This window comes from Paenibacillus thiaminolyticus (assembly GCF_003591545.1).
GTDB lineage: Bacteria > Bacillota > Bacilli > Paenibacillales > Paenibacillaceae > Paenibacillus_B > Paenibacillus_B thiaminolyticus_A.
Genome location: NZ_QYZD01000040.1, coordinates 1 through 20,268, shown reverse-complemented (window position 1 = coordinate 20,268; position 20,268 = coordinate 1). Strand labels below are relative to the sequence as shown.

At 55.3% G+C, this 20,268-nt stretch carries 16 protein-coding genes and 1 tRNA gene; 15 read left to right on the top strand and 2 right to left on the bottom strand.

Features of this window, described 5'->3' with window-relative positions:
• The first annotated feature begins 154 nt into the window (after positions 1-154).
• The gene (map, locus tag DQX05_RS26310; RefSeq protein WP_119796275.1) at positions 155-904 is read left to right on the top strand and encodes a type I methionyl aminopeptidase; all 750 of its coding nucleotides are present in this window, start codon (positions 155-157) and stop codon (positions 902-904) included.
• Positions 905-2,138: 1,234 nt separating this feature from the next.
• On the opposite strand, the gene DQX05_RS26305 is transcribed toward map, so the two are convergent.
• Both DQX05_RS26305 and rocF read right to left on the bottom strand, forming a co-directional pair.
• Positions 2,139-3,320 (bottom strand): ornithine--oxo-acid transaminase, encoded by a 1,182-nt coding sequence (locus DQX05_RS26305; RefSeq protein ID WP_397336094.1) that lies wholly within the window; start codon positions 3,318-3,320, stop codon positions 2,139-2,141.
• Between the two features lie 142 nt (positions 3,321-3,462).
• Positions 3,463-4,368, bottom strand: coding sequence for an arginase (gene rocF, locus DQX05_RS26300; protein ID WP_119796273.1), 906 nt, complete (start codon positions 4,366-4,368; stop codon positions 3,463-3,465).
• A 475-nt stretch (positions 4,369-4,843) separates the two neighbouring features.
• Here rocF and DQX05_RS26295 point away from each other — a divergent pair, with 475 nt between their 5' ends.
• The 14 genes from DQX05_RS26295 (at position 4,844) to DQX05_RS26230 (ending at position 19,476) form a co-directional block, all read left to right on the top strand.
• The gene (locus DQX05_RS26295; protein ID WP_119796272.1) at positions 4,844-5,428 is read left to right on the top strand and encodes a 5' nucleotidase, NT5C type; all 585 of its coding nucleotides are present in this window, start codon (positions 4,844-4,846) and stop codon (positions 5,426-5,428) included.
• Positions 5,410-7,164 carry a LamG-like jellyroll fold domain-containing protein gene (locus tag DQX05_RS26290; protein WP_119796271.1) on the top strand — a complete coding sequence of 585 codons (1,755 nt, stop codon included), beginning with the start codon at positions 5,410-5,412 and terminating at the stop codon, positions 7,162-7,164. The genes DQX05_RS26295 and DQX05_RS26290 overlap by 19 nt, the downstream gene beginning before the upstream one ends.
• An 80-nt stretch (positions 7,165-7,244) precedes the next feature.
• Entirely contained in the window at positions 7,245-8,057 is an 813-nt protein-coding gene (locus tag DQX05_RS26285; protein ID WP_119796270.1) for a DeoR/GlpR family DNA-binding transcription regulator, read from the top strand.
• A 294-nt stretch (positions 8,058-8,351) separates the two neighbouring features.
• Positions 8,352-9,143, top strand: coding sequence for a glycerophosphodiester phosphodiesterase (locus DQX05_RS26280; RefSeq protein ID WP_119796269.1), 792 nt, complete (start codon positions 8,352-8,354; stop codon positions 9,141-9,143).
• A 30-nt stretch (positions 9,144-9,173) separates the two neighbouring features.
• Entirely contained in the window at positions 9,174-10,148 is a 975-nt protein-coding gene (locus DQX05_RS26275) for an ABC transporter permease (RefSeq protein WP_119796268.1), read from the top strand.
• 65 nt (positions 10,149-10,213) lie between these two features.
• Entirely contained in the window at positions 10,214-11,944 is a 1,731-nt protein-coding gene (locus DQX05_RS26270; RefSeq protein WP_119796267.1) for an extracellular solute-binding protein, read from the top strand.
• 79 nt (positions 11,945-12,023) lie between these two features.
• A complete protein-coding gene (locus DQX05_RS26265; protein WP_119796266.1) occupies positions 12,024-12,923 on the top strand; it encodes a carbohydrate ABC transporter permease in 900 nt (299 codons plus the stop codon).
• A gap of 140 nt (positions 12,924-13,063) precedes the next feature.
• Positions 13,064-13,966, top strand: a complete 903-nt coding sequence (locus tag DQX05_RS26260; RefSeq protein ID WP_119796265.1) for a CehA/McbA family metallohydrolase — start codon at positions 13,064-13,066, stop codon at positions 13,964-13,966.
• Entirely contained in the window at positions 13,963-14,871 is a 909-nt protein-coding gene (locus DQX05_RS26255; RefSeq protein ID WP_119796264.1) for a metallophosphoesterase family protein, read from the top strand. The genes DQX05_RS26260 and DQX05_RS26255 overlap by 4 nt, the downstream gene beginning before the upstream one ends.
• Positions 14,855-16,225: an MATE family efflux transporter gene (locus DQX05_RS26250; protein ID WP_119796263.1), complete on the top strand. Its 1,371-nt coding sequence runs from the start codon at positions 14,855-14,857 to the stop codon at positions 16,223-16,225. Before DQX05_RS26255 ends, DQX05_RS26250 begins: the two co-directional genes overlap by 17 nt.
• A 227-nt stretch (positions 16,226-16,452) precedes the next feature.
• A complete protein-coding gene (desA, locus tag DQX05_RS26245; RefSeq protein WP_119796291.1) occupies positions 16,453-17,508 on the top strand; it encodes a Delta(5) desaturase DesA in 1,056 nt (351 codons plus the stop codon).
• Between the two features lie 59 nt (positions 17,509-17,567).
• Positions 17,568-18,689 (top strand): sensor histidine kinase, encoded by a 1,122-nt coding sequence (locus tag DQX05_RS26240; protein WP_119796262.1) that lies wholly within the window; start codon positions 17,568-17,570, stop codon positions 18,687-18,689.
• A gap of 11 nt (positions 18,690-18,700) precedes the next feature.
• On the top strand, positions 18,701-19,300 hold the full coding sequence (locus DQX05_RS26235) for a response regulator transcription factor (RefSeq protein WP_119796261.1): 600 nt from the start codon (positions 18,701-18,703) through the stop codon (positions 19,298-19,300).
• 90 nt (positions 19,301-19,390) lie between these two features.
• Positions 19,391-19,476 (top strand) — tRNA-Leu (locus tag DQX05_RS26230).
• Positions 19,477-20,268 lie beyond the last annotated feature (792 nt).

Below are 20,268 nucleotides of genomic sequence, written 5' to 3'. Positions count from 1 at the left end.
TTACGACGAATGAGCGAAGTCTTGGCATACAAGGCTTTTTTTGTTTTTACTGGGAGTTCGCATTGAACTTGAACCTCGTTTCCATTTCCAAGCGCCGGGCGGAGCGAAGGAGCGTTCCGAATCTGACCCGGCAGCGAACCAAGAGGTGTTGAATATGATTATTATCAAGACGAAAGAACAAATTGCCAACATGCACGAAGCGGGCAAAATATTGGCGGCCTGCCACAAAGAGATTGCGAAAATGATCCGCCCGGGCATCACGACGATGGAAATCGATCGCTTTGTGGAGCGGTTTTTGAAGGAGCATCACGCAACACCGGAGCAAAAAGGCTATATGGGCTATCCTTATGCGACATGCGCTTCCGTCAACGATGTCATCTGCCACGGGTTTCCGAGCGAGACCGAGCTGAAGGACGGGGATATCGTCACCATCGATATGGTCGTGAATCTGAACGGCTGGCTGGCTGACTCCGCTTGGTCTTACGCGGTGGGCAACATCTCGGACGAGGCCGCCCATCTGCTCAACACGACGGAAGAGTCGCTGTACAAGGGCATCGAGCAAGCGGTCATCGGCAACCGCCTCGGCGATATCGCCCATGCGATTCAGACGTTGGCCGAGGCCGAAGGCTTCTCGGTCGTGCGTGAATTCGTCGGCCACGGGATCGGGCAGGATATGCACGAGGAGCCGCAGGTGCTCCATTACGGGCCTGCCGGCAAAGGCATGCGCCTGAAGGAAGGCATGGTCATCACGATCGAGCCGATGCTGAATACCGGGGTCTGGCAGAGCAAGCGCGATCCGGACGGCTGGACGGCGAGAACGAAGGATGGCGGCTTGTCCGCGCAGTATGAGCATACGCTCGCGATTACGGCCGACGGACCGCTCATTTTGACACAGCAGGATTAAATTACTGAAAAACGAGGCTGTCCCATTCAGTGCACAAGGATGCGGGCAAGACAGGACAGCAGAGAATATAGAGGCGGAAGACGGCGTCGGAAAAAGCGGTGGAAGGCTGCGGAAGGCTGCGGAAGGTTGCGGAAGATGGATGAGGAAATGAATCCTGCGTTAATGCAGGAATTTACACTATTTGAGCCGATATTTTATTAAATTGCTGCAGAAGTCAGGCCGTTGGAAAACCCCTGTTTTTTACGAATGGGCGGAGATGTCCATTTACACAATCAAAACTTGGCACTCAGAATATTTTCTACTGAGAGACGAGCTCCACTATATAAAAAAGTGGCGAAAATCCCCATATAATTCTCGACGGCCGGATTTTTGGGATCCAAGAGACCGCGTCGGATCCTGGGGGCATCATCGCCATCAGGAAGTATCATTGCCTTCTGGAGGCATCGTTGCCTCCTGGGGCTTGAACGTGTGGAGGGAATTGCTGCTATTTTACAGGAATTTCGGCTCAATGAGTCCACATCCCGAGGAATTGCTGCAAATCTACATCATTTTAGGCCCTTTTGCTTCAAGCCGAAGCGAAACGGGTGAAATTCCTGCAGTTTTGCAGGAATCCCTTTCTGGGGAAGTCGTCCATATCGAATTGCTGTATTTGCGCAGGATTTCAAGTTTACCGAATAGGCGTGAAATCGTGCCGCTTTGCAGATTTCGCTTACCGAAGAGGCGTGTCTGGAGAAATCGTGCCGTTTTGCGGATTTCGCCTACCGGATAGACGTGTCTAGGGAAATGGTGCAGTTTTCAGGCCGTTAGAAAACCCCTGTTTTTTAAGAAGGGTTGGAGATTGTTCATTTTCCTACTCAAAACTTGGCACCCATAGCGTTTTAAATCGATTTTTTCTACGGAGAGACGAGATCCACCACATAAAAAATGAAGTGCCACAAAATCCCTTGGACTTTCTCAACAGCCTGAGAAGTGCATTATTTCCGCTGATCTTTGCTTTCTATCTATCTATATGCATAGGCTGAAATTGATGCGGTTTTACAGGAATTGATGTAACGGAATAAACGTCAGACCGAAAAACTGCATTCTTGCAGCTTTTCGGCAAGTCGAGCTTTGAGAATCAGGAGGGGCCGTCTCACTGTAAGCTAAATACTGCTTATGGGACGGCCCCTTTTTTTTGTGTTCGGTCTCGAGGCGATGATCATTCCATCGGGTCGCGGCCTGGCTTGAAGCGGACTTACGCCGGCAGCACTTCCCGAATCCGCTCCAATGCCCAGTCCAGCTCTTCCTTCGTAATGACGAGCGGCGGGGCGAAGCGGATCGTATGGTCGTGGGTCTCCTTGGCGAGCAGGCCCACCTTCTGGAGCTGCTCACAGTAAGGGCGGGCGGGCTCGGTCAGCTCGAGCCCGATCAGCAGGCCGCGGCCGCGCAATTCCTTGATGCGCGGCGATTGGAGCTTGGCAAGTCCGTCCATGAAGTAATCGCCAAGCTCCCGCGCCCGGTCGGCGAGCCGCTCGCGGACCAGCGTCTCCAGCGCGGCGTTGGCGACGGCGCAGCCGAGCGGATTGCCGCCGAAGGTGGAGCCGTGCGACCCGGGCGTGAACGTGCCGAGCACCTCGGCATCGGCCGCGACGGCGGATACCGGAATGACGCCGCCGCCGAGCGCCTTGCCGAGGATGTACATATCCGGCACGACCTCTTCCCAGTCGCAGGCGAACATTTTGCCGGTGCGGCCGAGCCCGGTCTGGATTTCGTCGGCGACGAACAGGACGTTGTGCTGGCTGCACAACGCGCGTGCCGCCTTCAGGAAGCCCGGCTCCGGCACGATGATGCCGGCTTCGCCTTGAATCGGCTCCACCAGGAAGGCGGCAGTATGCGGCGTGATGGCCCGCTCGAGCGCGCCGATATCGCCGTACGGGATGAGCTTGAACCCGGGTGTGAACGGGCCGAAGCCTGACTTGTACTCCTCTTCCGACGAGAAGGACGTAATCGTGACCGTCCGGCCGTGGAAGTTGCCGTCGCAGACGATGATCTCGGCCTGGTTGTCCGGGATGCCCTTGCGCTCGTAGCCCCAGCGGCGCACGGCCTTGATGGCCGTCTCCACCGCCTCGGCGCCCGTATTCATCGGCAGGATCATCGCCTTGCGGGTCAGGTCGGAGAGGCGCTCGTAGAAGGGGCCGAGCTGATCATTATGGAACGCCCTTGAGGTGAGCGTCACCTTATCAGCCTGGTCCTTGAGCGCTTGGATGATGGCCGGATGACGATGGCCATGGTTCAGGGCGGAATAGGCGCTCAGCATATCCATATAGCGGTGCCCTTCGGGATCCTCGACCCATACGCCCTCCGCCTTCGAAATGACGATCGGCAGCGGATGATAGTTCCGCGCCCCGTATTGCTCCGTCTGGTCGATAATTCGCATCGATTGATTCACTCTTGTCTCCTCCTTTTTTCAAAATACGGAAAAATGTAATCAGGTCTGAGCGGAAAAGCCGCTTGGTCTGCTCCTTTACTCGCACCAATACGATAACTGAGCATGGTCTCGGATGGCCTCCCGCCTGCCGTTATAAAATCTGTTCGCCCAGCAGCGAGCCGATGAGTCCGATGGCCAAACGGACCGTCCGCTTCTGGCTGTCCAGCTGCGGGCTGACCTCCACGAATTCGGCGGATGTGATCAGGCCGGATTCATACATCATTTCGAGTGCCAGATGCGCTTCCCGGTAGCTGACCCCGCCCGGAATAGGCGTCCCTGTGCCGGGAGCCTCGGCTGGATCGAGGCTGTCGATGTCGAAGCTGAGATGGACGCCATCGGTTCCGTCGCCGAGAATGCGCAAGGCTTGCTCCATCACATAAGGCATGCCCTTGCGGTCGATATCATGCATCGTGAAGCAGGTAATGCCGGCTTGGCGGATGTACGCACGCTCGCCTTCATCAAGCGATCTCGCTCCGATAATGATCACCTTCGACGGATCGATGCGGGACGATTCCCGCCTGATCCGGGTGAGCAGCGGATGCCCCTGATCAAGATTGACGGCGAGCGACATGCCGTGAATATTGCCGCTCGGGCTCGTGTCCTCGGTATTCAGATCGCCGTGGGCGTCGAACCAGATAACGCCGAGATTGCGGTAATGTCTCGTCAATCCGGCGATCGTGCCGATGGCGATGCTGTGATCGCCGCCGAGAATAAGCGGAAACCGCCCGCTGGCGGCTACTTCTGCGACACGGTCGGCCAGATCGCTGTTGAGAGCGGCGATTTCCTCCAGATGCTTCAGCTTCGTCCCGGAGGCTTGAGCGCTGTCTTGCGCGCCGGGAGGAAGGACGGCCCCTTCGTCTGTCGTCTGCAAGCCCAGCTGCGACAAATGCCGGACGAGCCCGGCCTCCACTAGCGCATCCGGTCCTTGCTCCGCTCCCCGCCTTGCGCCTCCCTTGCCGTAAGGAACGCGCAGCAATGCAATCAGATTACGGTCCATGGTAATACTCCTCTCTTGAGAATGTAAGCGTTCACAATTATAGGAAGGAGGATTCAGGATGTAATGGAACAATCAGGATGAAGCTCTATATATTACGGAAGCTTCGGAAGGAAGTTGCGGTTGGGATTCGGCGGTTTTCGGGGAAAAAGCTTAAAAATTAAGCATTTTGAAACCGGAACGGCAAGCTTTTATGCAGGTTTTTTATGCATAAATGTATAAAACAGTTTATTTTTAATTTACTAGGCAGGGCATCGAATGCATGATCTGCATACTTGATGAATGGATTTTAATCGCCATGCATCAATATAAAGGAACAAGTTGTTGGAAAAATGATACTTTTTACAATACATTTATAATAGTTTGACCGGATGAAAACATAATCCTTCTATGATTGTGGTATCCGGTTTGTTTGATTGTGTTTTGTCTTTATTGTTGCGTGGTTGAAAGAGTCAGGACGGAAAGGGGAGGAATCACGATGGAACGCATTGCAATTGATATGGACGAGGTGATGGCCGATACGGCCGGCACGCACCGGGAATGGTACAACCGGGATTACGGCGACACGGTTACGGCCGCCGAGCTGCAGGGCAGAACCTTGGCGCAGGTGAGGCCTGATCGGAAGCGGGAGATTGACAGCTACTTCAGGCGCGAAGATTTCTTCCGGCAGTTGAAGGTGATGGAACATAGCCAGGAGGTTATCTGCGAGCTCAGCCGTCATTATGAGATTTTTATCACGACGGCGGCGATGGAGGTTCCGGCCTCGTTCCGCGCCAAGTACGAGTGGCTGCAGGAGCATTTTGGCTTTTTGTCGGATATGAACTTCGTCTTCTGCGGGGACAAGAGCATCATTCGCGCTGATTATATGATCGACGACAATGTGAACCAGCTCCGGCGCTTCCAGGGTCAGGGCATTCTTTTCTCCGCACCGCACAATGCGGGGGAGCAGGGGTTCGTGCGGGTGGATTCATGGCTGGAAGCCGGGGCGTGGTTGATGGCAAAGCTGCGGGCTACAGATGAAGCGGCTGCGGAGGGAGACTTGCGATGCAGCATGAACGCATGATGCCGTTAGCGGAACGATGCCAGCCCTTGTCCGTGCTGGCGCATTGGCGGTTCGAACCTGGACAGGTCGTGTCGGGCTCCATTGAAGCGGGCGCGCTTGTGCTCGCTGATCGGAGCGGCAACGGGAACCGGCTGGAATCGGTTGCGGTGAGGCAGGGGCCGGACTCCATGCCGCAGGAGCCGGAGGCGCAGACAAGCCTGCCGTTGTCGTGGATAGACGTCGGCCTCGTCTTCCGGAACGATGACGCTCCCTCCGGCTGTTATTTCCGGACGGCAGGGGACGCGTCCATTAACCAGGAACGCTTCGAGCGGGGCTATACGATCGAAGCCATCGTCCATCTTCCCCGTCCCTTCCGGGAAGAGAAGCACAGCTGGATGGGAGTGCTCACAAGGCAGGGGCGCGGAGCGGATATCGGCAGGCAAGGGGAGAATGAATTGCTCGCCACCTTATCCGTGTCGAACTGCATGGAATTTCAATGGGTCAGCCATTCCTGGAGCCGGGATATGCCGGGGACAAGCTGGTCGCGTTATTTGAAGGAAGACGAGTGGCACCATGTCGTCATCGTCAACGATGGAGATCGGACGCTGCTGTACGTGAACGGCATTTGCGACTTCAACAGTCCGGCGCGGAGCATCATCGGCATCGCCGCCATCGAAGGCAAGGGTTGGAATGTCGGCGCATCCGAATGGGGAGGTCGTCTGGACAAGCTGTTCACCGGAACGATTCGGGAGATCCGCATTGCAGGCGAGCCTCTGGAGCGGAAGGATTGGTTAGTGGAGATCGAGCCGATGCGGCTGCTAGAAGGCAACAATGACCCCTTCCCTGCGCTAGAACGGGCAGAGAACTATCAATTCGCTTTTGTCCCGGATCCGCAGAAGCTGGTCTATCTGAATCCCGAGATGTTCGAGGCGCAGACGGAATGGCTGGCGAAGCATCAGGCTCGGGGCCGTATCGCCATGACGGCCTTGCTGGGCGATGTCGTTGACCATAGCGAAGCGGAAGAGGAATGGGAGCGGGCGTCACGGGCGGTCGCCATCCTGGATGATGCGAATGTCCCGTACATGATGACCGCGGGCAACCATGACTATGATGCGGCCGGGACCTATTTACGGCATTTCGGGCCGGAACGGTTCCTCCCCAAGCGTTATGTCCGGGGCTGCTCCCCTTCCGGGTACAGCTCGTATGGCATCATCGAAGCGGGGAGCTACCATTACGGCTGGCTGATGGCGGATATGAAGCATCTGCGGCAGGATATGGCTTGGTGCAAGGAGATGCTGGAGCAGCACCGGACGCTGCCGACCGTTCTCGTCTCGCATGATATCCTGTATGCGGAACGGGATGAAGCAGGGCGGCGGACGGCCCGCGATTCTGAGAACGGGACGCTCATCTGGGAGGAGCTGGTCTGGCCTTTTCCGCAAGTTTTTATGACGGTGAACGGGCATTATGATGGCACGGCGCATCGGATTCGGCATAATGCGAGTGGGCAAGACGTTATCCAACTGCTCATCAACTATCAGGACAGCTATCGCGGCGGCAACGGCTGGCTAAGGCTGGCGGAATTCGATGAGCGGGCGAACCGCATCACGTTCCGCACGTTCTCACCGTGGGTGGACCATTTGGCGATCTTGAATGGTTGCGAGAAGCTGGCTTACCCGGATTACCGCTTATTGACGGGACCTTATGAGTGCTTCTCCATTCCGCTGTCATTCGAAGAGCGCTTCGCGCTGCGGGAATAGATGATTTAAGGCAGATGATTTAAGGCAGATGATTTAAGGTGGAAGGCGATTTCATGGGAAAAAGGGGAGGGGCGATGCCGATGTCGCTTTTGGCGGAAGAACGCAAAGGTTATATTATCGAGCAGCTCGATGCGGTCGGCAAGGTGCGGGTCGTCTCGCTCGCTGAACGGCTTCATGTCTCGAACGAGACGATCCGGCGCGATCTGGCGGTGCTGGAGGAGGAAGGGCGGCTGCGGCGGGTATACGGCGGGGCGGTCAAGGTGCAGTATGAGGAAGGCGAGCCTCCGTACCAGCAGCGGCAAGTCCTCAACCATGAAGCGAAGCAGGCGATTGGCCGCCGCGCCGCCGAGTTGATTCAGGACGGGAATACCGTCTATATGGATACGGGCACGACGATTCATGAGCTGGCCCGGGCCGTGAAGGGCAAAAAGCGGGTGACAGTCATCACCAACTCGTTGACGGTGGCCAGTCTGATCCGCGAGTCGTTGACGCAGGGCTTGTTCAGCGGCCGGGTCATCATTCTTGGCGGGGAGATTTCGCCGGAGCAGCAGTCGGTAAGCGGGCATCTCTGCCAGGAGATGCTGCGCAATTTCTATGTAGACAAAGCGTTCATCTCCGTGGGCGGGATGTCGGTGATGACCGGAATCAGCGACTATGATATGAATGATTCCGTGATCTCCCGGATGGTGACCGCGAACGCGAAGGAGGTCATCGTGCTGGCCGACTACAGCAAGCTCGGCATTCAGGCCTTCTGCCATATCGCGCCGCTGGAGCAGATCGATGTCATCGTATGCGATCAGGAGCATCCGGCGTCATGGACGCAGGAGCTGGAGATCAAAGCCATCACCTGGATCGTGGCGGATGGCGGTATGGAGACAGGGAACCGGACATGAGTCCGGTTCTTTTTTTGCGCTGGAAAATGCCACAACAAACCACATATCACTCTCGCTCCGCGCGCTGAACCTCGACTGTAGTGACTGGACTGGCGGGGCACCGGATAAGAACGAGCTTCAAAAAACGTTAATATCCCGTTCATCTCACGAAAACATTCAATCCTTATAGTGTACATATCACAACATCAGAAGGAATCAAAAGAAACCTGCAGCAAGCGTTGAAGTCAGTCACCGCATCCGGCGCGAATCGGCCGATCGCCTGTTCACGCTGTGAATGAGAGAGAGGGGAATCCCATGCCAACGAGAGAGACACGCCTGCTCGTCACCGCCCATACCGGCTGTGGCGAAGCGCCTGCCAATACGTGGGCGTCATTGATGGAAGCGGCGGCGACGGGAGCGGATGTCGCCGAGCTGGATATCCGCGTCACCTGCAAGGACGAGCCCGTGCTGCTCCATGATCATTCGCTCCTGCTTGAATTGTACGATGCGAGAGAACTGAACCGGATGGCGGCCAGAGCGAGACTCGGGCCGCCGCACCGCGAGCATGGGCTGGTCCTGCTGGCCGATGTGCTGGAAGAGGCGAAGCGCCGCGGCCTGATGCTGAACCTCGATATCAAAAACGGGGAGAGCGTCAATCCGACCTTGCGGCTCGTGAAGGAGCTCCAAGCGGAACGGCTCGTATTCGTTACGGGCTGTACGGAGGGAATCGAGGTCGATACGGAAGGGATGTCGCTGCTGCTGAATGTGCCGGAGAGCGCCGATGCGGCTTCGAATAAGGGTGCGACTGGGGCTGTAGATGCGGCTCAAAATGCGGCTGTAAATACGGCGGCCGAAGATGCATTCATCCGCTCTGTCTGCCAGCGGGCCAAGCGGCAAGGCTACCGGGGTGTCAATGTGCCCTATGAACGGTGCAGCCCCGACTTCGTCGCCTGCGCGCATGCGCTCGGGCTTATCGTCTCGGTCTACACGGTCGATGACGCTGATGCGATGCGGAGCTTGATGGAGATGAAGGTGGACAGCATAACGACGAAGCGGCCAGAACAGCTGCTCCGGCTGAGGAAGGTGGATGAGCGGCATGAAGCGTAAGTGCATCGATGTGAAAGGAGGGGGAGTTGGATGTCACAGGAAGCGTCTGCGGTGAAGGCGGGATGGAGCCGGCGGCATCGGTCCGGAACCGGCGAACGCTCGCGGTTATGGCAGCGGGTAAGCCGCCATTACCAGCTGTATTTGCTGCTGCTGCCCTGCATCGCGTTCTTCATTATTTTTTCCTATATCCCGATGGCCGGGCTGGTGCTCGCGTTCAAGGAGTATCAATTCAACAAAGGAATCTTCGGCAGTCCCTGGATTGGTTTCACTTATTTCGAAATGTTCTTCCAGGATCCGCAGAGCCTCCAGTTAATCCGGAATACGCTCATTATTAGCGCGATGAAGGTCTTCCTGGCGATGCCGTTCCCGATTGTGCTCGCGCTGATGTTCAATGAAGTGAAGAACTCGAGGCTGCGCAATCTGTTTCAAGGAATCGCGTACTTGCCCCATTTCTTCTCCTGGGTCATCGTTATCGGCATGCTGCAGCGCATTCTTGCGCCGGATACCGGGCTCGTCAACCAGATCATCTCCTGGTTCGGCGGCGATGGCAGCACCTTTTTTCTGATGGAGGAGAAGGCGTTTTATCCGACGATGTTTTGGAGCTATATATGGAAGGATGTCGGCTGGAGCTCGATTATCTATTATGCGGCCATCGTGGGCATCAGCCCTTCGCTGTATGAAGCGGCCAAGATGGACGGGGCGAACAAGTGGCACCAGATCTGGCATATTACGCTGCCGGGCATCCGGCCGACGATTATCGTCCTGTTCATCTTATCGTTAGGCAATATTTTGTCCGCCGGGTTCGATCAGATCTATCTGCTCAAGACGCCGGGCAATATGAATGTCTCGGAAATCTTGGACACGTACATCATCTATATGGGGCTTGAGAGCGGCCAATTCGGCTTCGGCACCGCCATCGGCATGATGCAGGGCGTCGTCGGCTTGATTCTCGTCCTGACCGTGAACCGGGTAGCCAAGAAATGGTTCCAATCATCGTTGTGGTAGGCCGCAGGGATGGAGATCCTGCCCGCAGCCGTTCACATATTCAATGCAGAGGAGAGAAGAACAACATGACAGTGAATCGAATGCAGCTCTGGTCCAAATTGACGGCATTGACGCTTGTATTTTCCATTCTGTTGACCGCATGCGGCGGCGGGGGAAGCGATACGAAAAACAGCCAGGAGGCGGGAACGGATGCGGATAACGCTGCCGCCGGCAAGCCATCGACCTGGATTGCCGATCGCAAGATCAAAGGCCTGATTTTCATGGGCAGCGACGTCACCGAGGCCATGAATCCGGAGATTGCGAAGAAGCTGAAGGAAATGACCGGAATTGAGCTGGAGCTGCAGGCCGTCGGGCATGACGGATCGCAGAAGGCGCTCGCGGCGGGTCTGGCCGCAGGCGATCTGCCGGACTTCATCGGCTATTACCTCAACCATAGCGGACGCCCGGAGATGGAGATGATCAACAAGGCGGCGCGCGAGGAGATGTTCCACGATCTGACCCCTTTTTTGCAAAATACGAAGATCTATAAAAAGTATACGGAAGAAGGCTATTTGCCGCTCGATACGCAGTATGGCGTGGTGTTCCGGCCGGAATTCAACGGCGCCGCCTATACGATGCACCTGAACATTCCGCGCGAGGGCGGTTATGAGGTGCGCAAATATGTATCGGGCCCTTACATCCGCCAAGATATTGCCGATGCCCTTGGCGTCGATCCGCGCACGATTACGACCTCGGAGCAGCTCTATGAGCTGGCCAAGAAGATTAAGGACGGTCACTTCAAGGACAAGAACGGCAAAGAAGTGTACCCGATCGGGCCGACGGTATGGGGAGGCATCGATCGCGATGTGTTGTATAACGACCTAGTATGGACAGGATTCAATGGTGAAGGGTTCAATCGGGACAAGAACGGCAACATTCTGCATGAGAGCCAGACTGAATATGGCAAGAAGCGCGTGGAATTCGTCCAGAAGCTCCTCCGCGAGAAGCTGATGCATCCCGAATATTATTCAATGGAAGAAAATCGCGCCAAAGAAGGCGTGCTCAACGATTCGTTCGCCATCATCGGAGATATGCATAATTATGTCATCGAGAACAAGGACAACCGCTATATTCCGCTCGGACCGTTGAATTCGGTCAATGGCCCATATCAGATGAACTTGACCTATAAGGGCGGTTATGGCGCCTGGTCGATTCCGAAGACGACGGACAATCCGGAAGATATCGTGAAGCTGGCTGACTTCCTGGCGAGCCGCGAAGGCAAGCTGTTGTGGAAGTACGGCCTGGAAGGACGGGACTATGAGCTCGACGCGAAGGGCAACCCGGTGCCGAAGCAGGAGGTGCTTGATCTGCTCGACAAGGATCCGGTCAAGGCGAAGGAGCTTGGCTTTGCTGGCGTAGGCAATGACTGGGGCTGGTACCTCGGCGGCACGGATTTGAATGACCTGGCTGATTTCGGCGAGGCGAGCTATGGCGAAGCCGCCAAGCCGGACATGAATAAGGGCCCGCTGGAGATGGCGGACTATTGGCACTACGACGAGAAAAAGCAGCAGGCGAATATTAAGGACGGCTATGCGGCGTTGGCGTTCATCGGCGAGTTCAACAAAGGCACGCAGCTGACGATGGCGCTCGATAAATACAAAGAGAGCCTTATCCGCGCCTACTATGCCAAAGACATGACCGAAGCGCAGGCGATTCTCGATAGCGCGGCAGCGCTGCTCAAGACGGCGGGGTTGGAAGATTACATCAAGCTGCTGGAAGAGAAGGACAAGGATTCGAAGACGAAGCTCCTGTTCTAAGCGAACGGAGGAGGGATGAAAGGGCCTTTCCGCCAGAGCGGAGGGGCTCTCCATCCATGGATAAAGGGGAGGAACGAGGATGAGAAAGACGGCTGCGTTCGGACGGCTTCTGACGGGGCTGAATTACGCTCTGCTCCTATTGCTGTGCCTGTCCATTATATTGCCGACCTTGAACGTGCTGGCGCTGGCGTTGAACGTGGGGACGGATGCGGCGAAGGGCGGGATCTATTTTTGGCCGCGCCAATTCACGCTCGATAATTTCAAGGAAGTGTTCAGCCAATCCAACATTGTGAACGGCTTCTTCATCTCGATATTTCGCACGATCGTCGGCACCTTCCTCAGCGTGCTGCTGACGGCGATGGCCGCCTACGCGCTCAAGAGCAAGACCCTGCCGGGGCAGAAGCAGATTACCTTCTTCGTGTTCTTCACGATGCTGTTCAGCGGCGGACTCATTCCTTACTATATCGTGCTGAAGGAGCTTCATCTGACGAACAGCATCTGGGTATATATTGTGCCTGCGCTGTACAGCGTCTGGAACATGATGATTATGCGCTCCTTCTTCCAGCAGGTTCCGGAAGGGCTGGAGGAGGCGGCGCGGATTGACGGCTGCAGCGATCTCGGGATTTTCTTCCGCATCATTCTGCCGACAAGCAAGCCTGTCATTGCGGCCATTTCACTGTTCAATGCGGTCGGGCATTGGAATGACTGGTTCACAGGCACCTTCTATGTGCGTGATCCGAACTTGAAGCCATTGTCGACGGTGCTGCAGGAGATGCTCACGAAGCAGCAGGCATTGACGGAGACGCTGATGAATACGGCGGGCTCGCTGCAAATGGATATGCTGGACAAGATGCAGGTGACCGGTACGTCTCTGAAGATGGCCACGATTATTATCGTCATTACGCCGATCGTGCTTGTCTATCCTTTTTTGCAAAAATATTTCGCCAAGGGCGTCATGATTGGCTCCATGAAGGAATAGCCGATGGACCGATGGATCGGCGGACCGATAGGCTCGCGGACTGATAGGCCGATGGTCGAAGGGCGGCGATGCCGGCGTGGCCGGCAGAAATACATCGCTTCACCCGCTGCAATGCTTAGGACAGACAGGAGGCCGGCAGGATGAATATTCGAAATCCATATGCACAAGAAGGGGTATGGCTGCGGGGGAGCTTCCACAACCATACGACGAACAGCGACGGGCACCACCCGTTGGCGACGGTATACCGGATGTATCATGATTATGACTTCCTGGGCATCTCCGATCATGATCAGATTACGCCGCATGCGGAGGGCAGTCCCATCCCGACGCTGTTCGAGGCGATCGAGGTGAGCAGCCCGCAGGCGCATATGCTGCTGGTGCAGCCTCCGGAGACGCTGATGGAACACTATTCAAATGAATTTACGATCGAGAATTACGGGCGTCTATCGTCCCTCTGTCTGGAGAATGGCGGCATATCGGTGCTCGTTCATCCGAACCGGTATTTCTCCCAATATTGGAAATTCGGCGATATGCTGCGGCTGCCCGAGTACACTGGCATTGAGGTGATTAATGGCGACGGACATCCGCAGTATGACATCGCCTTCGACAAATGGGACGCGCTGTTGTCTTCCGGACGACAAGTATGGGGCTTCGGCAATGACGACTTCCACGCGTACGGCCAGGAACGGCGGGCGTGGAATATGGTATATGCCCGCGAGAACAGCCGGGAGGCGGTGCTGAGCGCCATCCGGCAAGGCAGCTTCTATGTCTCGACCGGATACGGCTTCGATTCGATCCGCGTCGAAGGGGCGGCCATTGTCGCCGACTTATTGTCCGACGTCCATCTGGACGGCATGTACAAGTACGCGTCGGTTATCGGCAAGGACGGCCGGGTGCTTCACGAGCAGACAGGCCGATTCAAGCAAATCGTGTACGAGTGCACAGGGAACGAGCAGTATGTGCGTCTGGCTGTTTATTTGGAAGGGGGCTTCGGCGCGTTCTCGCAGCCGCTATTCCTGAGCAAGGGGGAAGGAGCGGAATGAGCATACCGCTGCAATTTCGTCCGGACGGCACGTTCACGATCGCGCAATTCACCGATCTGCATGTTGGAGGCGGGAAGACGGAGCTGGACGCCCGCACCTTGGCCTTGACCGAGTGCATCATCGAGACAGAGCGGCCCGATCTGGCCGTCTACTCCGGGGACATGCTGTACGGGAAGGAGACGGCTGAGCCCGTCGCCACGCTTCGCCGCATTGTCGAGGCCGCGGAACGGAGGGAGGTGCCGTTCGCCGTCATTTTCGGCAATCATGATGCGGAGGGCGGCGCCACCCGCGAGGAGCTGCTGGAGGGCATTGCGTCCTGCCGGATGTCGTTGGCGGAAGCCGGCCCCGCGGATATCCACGGGGTTGGCAACTATGTCATCGCGGTGAAGGCGTCCTCCCAGGAGGGGCCAGCCGCTCTCTTGTATCTATTCGACTCCGGCGATATGGCTCCGGTGTCAGTAGGCGGCTACGCTTGGATCCGCCCGGATCAAGTGGACTGGTACCGCCGGGAGTCGAATCGGCTTCGGCATCGTCATGGCGCATTGCCTAGCCTGGCCTTCTTCCACATTCCGGTCCCGGAGTTCAAGGAGGCCTGGGAATCCGGGCGGGCCGCGGGCATTCGGCAAGAAGCCGAATGCTGCCCCCGCCTGAACAGCGGGCTGTTCGCCGCGATGCTGGAGAGCGGCGATATGATCGGCGCCTTCGCCGGCCATGATCATGATAATGATTATGTAGGCAGCGTGCACGGCATCCGCCTCGGGTATGGGCGAGTGACCGGATACGGAGGTTACGGCCGTCTCCAGCGGGGAGCCCGGATTATCCGCCTGGTAGAAGGGCGGCGCCGGTTCCAGACGTGGATCCGGCTGGACGACGGGAGTAAGGTAAGCCATGAGTCTCGCGAATAACCGCCCCACCGGCATTCTCTCCTTGACCTGGCCCATCTTCATGGAGTCCTTGTTCGGGATGCTGCTCGGCATGGCCGATACGATGATGCTCAGCAGCCATTCCGACGGCGCCGTAGCGGCCGTGGGCGTCGCCAATCAAATCTTGACGGTGGCCGGCCTCATGTTCGGCTTCGTCACGGTTGGCACAAGCGTCATTCTGAATCAATGGCTTGGCGCGGGCAAGCTGAGGGAGGCGGGGGATATCGGGAGGACGGCGCTCACGTTGAATCTCATCTTCGGCCTTCTGTTCAGCGTCATTTTATGCACCTGCGCCGACGCCTTCCTGCTCCTGTTCAAGCTGCCTCCCGAGCTGCTGGCGGAAGGCGGGGCTTACTTGACCATCACCGGCAGTTCGGTCTTCCTTATCGCCCTAAGCATGACGCTCGGAACGATGCTGCGGTGCCGGGGCATGGTGAAGGAGATGATGATTATCTCGTTCGGCGTCAACGTGCTGCATATCGCGGGCAACTATTTCGCGCTGATGGAGCCGTTCGGCCTGCCTTCATTTGAAGTGGAAGGCGTGGCCGTGTCGACCTGGATCAGCCGGGCTGCCGCGATGATCGCGTACTGGGCGGTATGCAGCCGGCGGCTTGGCCAGCCGATCCGCTTGATGCACCCGCTGCGCATGCGGCGAGCCGATCTTCGCCTTATTTTCAAGCTGGGCATTCCGTCCGCCGGGGAGCATGTTTCCTATAATTTGTCCCAAGTCGTCATTACGTATTTGGTCGCCATACTGGGGGCGGCGGCATTGACGACCAAAATTTATACGCAGAACATCACGTCCTTCGTCTTCGTCTTCTCGATGGCGATCGGCCAAGGCACGCAAATCATCGTGGGCCACTTCATCGGGGCGGCGCGCAAGAAGGAAGCCTATCATTCCGGCATCCGCCATCTGAAGCTTGGGGCCGGCGTGACGCTGGTCGTCTCTCTTCTCCTGTTCGCCGTATCCGGGCCGCTGATCGGACTGTTCACCTCCGATCCGCAGATTATACAGCTCGGACGGCAGCTGATGCTGTTGTCGGTGCTGCTGGAGCCGGCCCGCGCCTGTAACATGGTGCTTATCAGCTCCTTGAACGCGGCGGGGGACGTCAGATTCCCGGTGCTGATCGGTCTCGTATCGATGTGGGGAATCAGCGTGCCCTTAGCCTGCTTGTTCGGGATTGTTTTCGGCTTGGGACTGGCGGGAATCTGGCTGGCCTTCGCCATCGATGAGTGGGTGAGGGCGCTCGTCATGCTGCGCAGGTGGAGCAAGCGCGGCTGGGAACGGCTAAGCATTATTCCGGGCGATGCGGTGGAGGGACAAGCCATGGGGTAAGTAGAAAAAGGAGAGAGTCATAGGCGGGGCCTATGGCTCTTTTTGGCGATAAAAAGCAGTGCGGATGACATATTTATCCTCCTTGTATGACATTTATCATACTCTTGAGTTGACGTTTATGACTACAAGCGGCGGGTTGTCTTTTCTATACTGTAGATAGGAATCTGCCGTTAATGAAGGGATACGTTCCCCATGCGTTATACCTAGGAGGAAAACATAAGATGAGTATGATTCATTCCAAGCTAGCCCATCTAAAGAAAAGCGTCGCTCCGTATGAAAAAAACGATACGAAGTCCAGCCTTCGGCAGTTGGTTAACACTTTGGGGCCTTTACTGCTGCTCTGGTATGCCGCATACGCAAGTCTTTCTGTCTCGTACTGGCTTACGCTTCCCCTTGTCGTAATTACTTCTGGATTTGTTATCCGGACGTTTATTATTTTCCATGACTGCTGTCATCAATCGTTCTTCAAGAGCCGCAGGGCCAATGATATCCTTGGCACCATTACGGGGATCCTGACACTTGTGCCCTACCAGCAGTGGAAGCACAGCCATTCGATCCATCATGCGACAAGCAGCAATCTAGACAAGCGGGGAACCGGGGACATGTGGGTGCTCACCGTAGATGAATATGCCGCGGCTCCGCTCTCGAAGCGAATTGCCTACCGCATCTACCGCAATCCATTCGTTATGCTGGGACTGGGGCCGATTTTTATTTTCCTGATATCCTACCGCTTTAACCGCAGAGGGGCGAGACGGAAGGAGCGCATCAACACTTACGTAATCAATGTGTCCATCGCAGCTCTGTATGCGCTTCTGTGCTGGGCTATTGGCTGGCAGGCGTTTGTGCTTATTCAGGGGCCGGTTTTCTACGTATCTGGCATGCTCGGCATCTGGCTGTTCTATGTTCAGCATCAATTCGAGGAATCTTACTTCGAGCACGAGGACGATTGGAGCTATGTGAAGGCTGCCGTGGAGGGAAGCTCTTATTATAAATTGCCCAAGGTGTTGCAGTGGATAACCGGAAATATCGGGTTCCATCACGTCCACCATTTGAGTCCCAAGGTGCCTAACTATTATCTGGAGAAGGCTCATGAGGCAACCCCTCCGCTCCAAATGGCGACGACGATTACGCTCGGGACCAGCCTGAAGTCGCTGCGGTTCCGGCTGTGGGATGAACAGAACAAAACATTTGTTGGGTTCAAGGATGTGAAGCATGTGCTTAGCAAGCCCAACCGTGCGGCCGATCGCAGTTCGGGAAGCGCCCCAAGCATGCAGGGGAAATAATCGCTTTCAGCAGCATTTGTGTTACTATACAATTACATCGAACTTCAGGGAGGACGGCCATGCAGAAGTGGTATCAGATTTTTTACAAAAGCACGGGTCTTAGTCCGTATGTATGGGTCGTCTTTTACATCCTCCCGTTTTATTTCATATTTCGTTCCTCTTCGACATACGAAGTCGTCATTGGCATCGTCATGATTTTGATGTTTTTCGTCTGCTACGTGCTTTCTTTTGTTGTGAAAGGTTGGCAAGTGTACTTTTGGACCTCTTTGCAAATATTGATTTCCATTACGATGACTTTGCTGTTTGGTTATGTCTATTTCGCCCTGTTTTTAGCGTTTTTCATTGGCAATATTCAACACCGGATCGGATTTATTACGCTATACTCGATTCATCTCGTCAGTACGATCGCAACGCTCAACTTCGGATTCGTCACGAAAAATCCGGTGCTGATCTCACAGCTTCCGTTCGTGCTTATCAGTCTCATCGGCGTAATTCTCCTTCCCGTCACTACGTATAACCGCAATAAACGGGAGAAGCTGGAGGGGCAATTGGAGGATGCGAATAAGCGGATCTCCGAGCTGGTCAAGCTGGAAGAACGCCAACGGATTGCGCGCGATCTCCACGATACGCTTGGGCAGAAGCTGTCGCTAATAGGTTTGAAGAGCGATCTGGCCAATAAATTAATAAGCAAGAACCCTGCTCAAGCCCAACTCGAACTCAAGGATGTCCGGCAAACGGCCAGAAGCGCCTTGAAGGAAGTGCGGGAAATGGTTACTCAAATGCGGGGGACGAGGTTAGAGGATGAGCTGTTTCGCATCAAACAGATTTTGAAGGCGGCCGAGATCGAGTTCACCCTGGAAGCCGATCAGAAGCTATCCAACACCTCCCTACTGAACGAAAATGTGCTCAGTATGTGCCTGAAGGAAGCGGTGACCAACATCGTTAAGCACAGCCATGCTTCCGCCTGTTCGATCATCATGGAGCCAATGGATACCGAGCTGTGCGTGAAGGTGAAGGATAATGGAATCGGCTTCGCGGCGGATTCAGCGGTTCTACGGGGCAACGGGCTGCGAGGCATGAAGGAGCGGCTTGAGTTCGTGAATGGAAGTATGGACATCGTACCTAATAATGGAACAACGGTCATCATTACAGTGCCGAACGTGTGCAAGCAGTCAGAATAGGAGGCGGGGCTATGATTCGAATCGTAATCGCAGAGGACCAGCGAATGCTGCTGGGCGCACTCGCGTCCCTGCTTGATCTGGAAGAGGATATGAGTGTCGTCGGGCGGGCCTCCAACGGGGAGGAAGCCGTGCAATTGGTTCATCAGCATAAGCCGGATATTTGCATCATGGACATTGAAATGCCGGGGAAAAGCGGCTTGGATGCGGCCGAAGAGATGAAGGGCTGGGAGTGCAAGGTCATCATTTTGACCACATTCGCCAGAGCCGGATATTTCGAACGAGCGGTGAAGGCAGGGGCGCACGGCTATTTGTTGAAGGACAGTCCCAGTGAAGAGCTGGCGGACTCGATTCGCATCATTATGGCCGGGCGGCGCATCTATGCCTCTGAGCTGGTGGACGAGGCGTATGGCGAAGAGAATCCATTGACCGAGCGGGAAAAGGAAGTGCTGGTGCTTATCGCTGACGGTAAAAATACGAAGCAAATCGCCGAACAGTTATTTATTACGACGGGGACCGTACGCAACTACATCTCCGTTATTCTGGATAAACTCAATGTGAGCAACCGAATTGAAGCGATTACGCGCTTCAAGGAGAAGGGCTGGTTCAAGTAAGGGATTCGTATGGATAATAATTCCACTTTACATCCGGCTCAAATGATGGTATAGTAACTGTTGTTGTCCTCTTGTTAAGGAATTCAATGTGCGGTAGTGGTGGAATGGCAGACACGCTATCTTGAGGGGGTAGTGGGCGTACGCCCGTGGAGGTTCGAGTCCTCTCTACCGCACCATAACAGAGCTAATGAAGAAGCCTTGGACATAAGGCTTTTTTTGTTTTATTTGGAACTATTTTTTGGACGAATAATTGCAGCTTCTTGTACAGAACATAGCATTAAGGATAATCAGGACCAGTACATAGAATCGTGCCGAGTGTGAAAAAACGGGGCTTGGTGTCCTAACTCTGGCAAATGTTCACCCGCAGATGGACGGCCACGTCGGCCATCGCTGCCCACTGCGGCGTACTAAGCGCATGATACCCTCTATGATGCTAACCGAGGCTTGCCATCTGGTCCCAACGAGTGATTGGCGACAAGACGTGAAGTCGCTTGCTCTTCAGCAGGGAAAGGGAAGAGCTCTTCATGTTGCTCTGGAGTCCGCTACCCGGAAGATGCGTTATGAAGTGATTATAAAGTGATTGTGAAGCGATTAAGAAATGATTATAAATGACCATAAAGTCCCCATGTAGGAGCATAAGCCTTATGAAGGATAGGATTATGAGGCCTTATGAAGGATCGTAAAGCCTCATGAAGGAACGTAAAGCCTTATGAAGGATCATGAAGCCTTATGAAAGAGCATAAAGCCTCATCAAGCGATCATGAAGGATGATGAAGAAGCATCAAGTGATCCTGTTGGTGGATCAGCACAAGGTGTTAGTCTAGAAGTGGATGCTCAGACCGGGAAAGTGCTGAAAGTTTGGTAGGAAGTTTGAACCGTATAGCAAGCAAGAAGGGCTGTTCTCCGTCTGGAGAGCGGCTTTTCGTATTATTAGGTCAACCGGAATTTCTGGTTGGCCTATTTTTGTA

Coding starts and splice junctions, on each gene's coding strand:
- DQX05_RS26255 (WP_119796264.1), top strand. CDS start 13,963: ATGAGCATACCGCTGCAATTTCGTCCGGACGGCACGTTCACGATCGCG.
- rocF (WP_119796273.1), bottom strand. CDS start 4,368: ATGGACCGTAATCTGATTGCATTGCTGCGCGTTCCTTACGGCAAGGGA.
- DQX05_RS26290 (WP_119796271.1), top strand. CDS start 5,410: ATGCAGCATGAACGCATGATGCCGTTAGCGGAACGATGCCAGCCCTTG.
- DQX05_RS26285 (WP_119796270.1), top strand. CDS start 7,245: ATGTCGCTTTTGGCGGAAGAACGCAAAGGTTATATTATCGAGCAGCTC.
- DQX05_RS26270 (WP_119796267.1), top strand. CDS start 10,214: ATGACAGTGAATCGAATGCAGCTCTGGTCCAAATTGACGGCATTGACG.
- DQX05_RS26280 (WP_119796269.1), top strand. CDS start 8,352: ATGCCAACGAGAGAGACACGCCTGCTCGTCACCGCCCATACCGGCTGT.
- map (WP_119796275.1), top strand. CDS start 155: ATGATTATTATCAAGACGAAAGAACAAATTGCCAACATGCACGAAGCG.
- DQX05_RS26240 (WP_119796262.1), top strand. CDS start 17,568: ATGCAGAAGTGGTATCAGATTTTTTACAAAAGCACGGGTCTTAGTCCG.
- DQX05_RS26235 (WP_119796261.1), top strand. CDS start 18,701: ATGATTCGAATCGTAATCGCAGAGGACCAGCGAATGCTGCTGGGCGCA.
- DQX05_RS26250 (WP_119796263.1), top strand. CDS start 14,855: ATGAGTCTCGCGAATAACCGCCCCACCGGCATTCTCTCCTTGACCTGG.
- DQX05_RS26295 (WP_119796272.1), top strand. CDS start 4,844: ATGGAACGCATTGCAATTGATATGGACGAGGTGATGGCCGATACGGCC.
- DQX05_RS26275 (WP_119796268.1), top strand. CDS start 9,174: ATGTCACAGGAAGCGTCTGCGGTGAAGGCGGGATGGAGCCGGCGGCAT.
- DQX05_RS26265 (WP_119796266.1), top strand. CDS start 12,024: ATGAGAAAGACGGCTGCGTTCGGACGGCTTCTGACGGGGCTGAATTAC.
- desA (WP_119796291.1), top strand. CDS start 16,453: ATGATTCATTCCAAGCTAGCCCATCTAAAGAAAAGCGTCGCTCCGTAT.
- DQX05_RS26260 (WP_119796265.1), top strand. CDS start 13,064: ATGAATATTCGAAATCCATATGCACAAGAAGGGGTATGGCTGCGGGGG.
- DQX05_RS26305 (WP_397336094.1), bottom strand. CDS start 3,320: ATGCGAATTATCGACCAGACGGAGCAATACGGGGCGCGGAACTATCAT.